The sequence below is a fragment of the bacterium genome, from assembly GCA_040755795.1.
Classification (GTDB): domain Bacteria; phylum UBA9089; class CG2-30-40-21; order CG2-30-40-21; family SBAY01; genus JBFLXS01.
Window position 1 is genome coordinate 1 of the sequence record JBFLXS010000645.1, and the last position, 1,589, is coordinate 1,589.

Sequence of the window (1,589 nt, forward strand, 5' to 3'; positions counted from 1 at the left end):
GGATTTGTAATAATTGTATTACCTGATGGCATATTGTCAAACCCTCAGTATAAGTATATAAGAACGTTTATACTTCAAGAAACAGAGGTCAGATATATTATAAGTTTGCCACGAAACATTTTTGAAGCTACCTCTGCCAAAACAAGTGTTCTCATTTTGCAAAAAGAGAGAAAGGCTGTATTGGATTATCAGTCCAATCTTAACCACCTTGAAAAGTCGGGCAACATTGACAATACAATTAAAGTAAGGGCTACAAATCTAATTAACAGGATGGACTACTCTTACTATCATAATCTGAAGAAAATCGGCATTAAAGAATTGATGAAAAAAGGAATAAAATTTAGACTCCTAAAAGATTTTTTGATTTATTGCAAAACTGGAAAGACTCTTTATGGGGAAGAGAGAAAATTCTCCAAAAAGGGATTAAGATTTCTTCACGCAACGAATATTACGGATATTGGGATTAATTATAAAAGGGATGAGAAATTCATAGACCCCTTAAGCAGAATGAATTTCCCGGGTGCCTATGCTAATGTTGATGACATAGTTTTTGTAAGAGTAGGAGTTGGATGCGCAGGTAGGGTCGCAATTGTGAATAGCAAAGAGGATGAAGGAGTAGCAACAGATTATCTCCACATATTTAGAGTGAATGGAATAGACCCCCACTTCCTGACAATATATCTAAAAACGAAATACGGAAAACAGTCCATTGAACTTCTAAAACATGGGGTCGGAACGGTGAGTATAAATAAATCTGACATATCTTCCATTCCAATTCCTGTTGTTTCTCATAATATACAAGAAGGTATAAAGATGAGATACAAAGATATCTTGCAACAGTGGAGCTATTCTATAGATACTACCGATGACCAAGAGAATAAAGTGAGAAACTTAATAAGGGATTTAGAAAAAATTTTAGAGGACTACGGTTGTGAAGGATGAAATAAAAAGCCAACTAAACCAATTCTGTATGGAATGCAAAAATTGTTTAAACACTGCAAAAATTACTACAACTGCTGGAAAATACGATCTTGAACTTTCATCAAGGACCTTGTCAGATGTTATAGAGAAGCATGTGATAAGTTATGCCATTGATTTCTTCGGTGACAATAATGTGAAATATGGTAACTGGAGTGGATACGATGTAATTATTATCGATTTAGAAGAAGCAACAGTTTATGTGAATATTAAGACAAATTTATTCAATGCAGCTATGGATGGAACATGGTTGTGCAGCGCTTCTGTAATCGAGAGACTCAAAAAGGAAGGTATATTAGAATATCTTTATTGCACTAAATTCGAATATATTAAGGAACGTAATATTCTAAAGTTTCTCTCGGGCAGAGTAGCGGGTCCAATTTCAGATATCCCATTGATATACTATACAAAGGGAGACAAAACAGAATACAGAATACGAACAGAGTTTAATGGGACGCATTGTCATATATTGAACAAATATTATGACTGAAAGGAGAAGCCATTATGGGTAATACGAATGGTTCTATTGAAAAGGCTTTGGCAAAGATAAAAGAGTTAGATGCAGAACATTTTTATTTTGTGGACGCAAGGCTAAAATGTCCTCATTGCAG

At 34.5% G+C, this 1,589-nt stretch carries 2 protein-coding genes; both read left to right on the top strand.

The window, feature by feature from the left end:
- Window positions 1–942, top strand: a 942-nt coding sequence (locus AB1414_20580) for an N-6 DNA methylase (GenBank protein MEW6609806.1), incomplete at its 5' end; no start/stop codon positions are given.
- Window positions 932–1,468 carry a hypothetical protein gene (locus tag AB1414_20585; GenBank protein MEW6609807.1) on the top strand — a complete coding sequence of 179 codons (537 nt, stop codon included), beginning with the start codon at window positions 932–934 and terminating at the stop codon, window positions 1,466–1,468. The genes AB1414_20580 and AB1414_20585, both read left to right, overlap by 11 nt.
- Window positions 1,469–1,589: the final 121 nt, after the last annotated feature.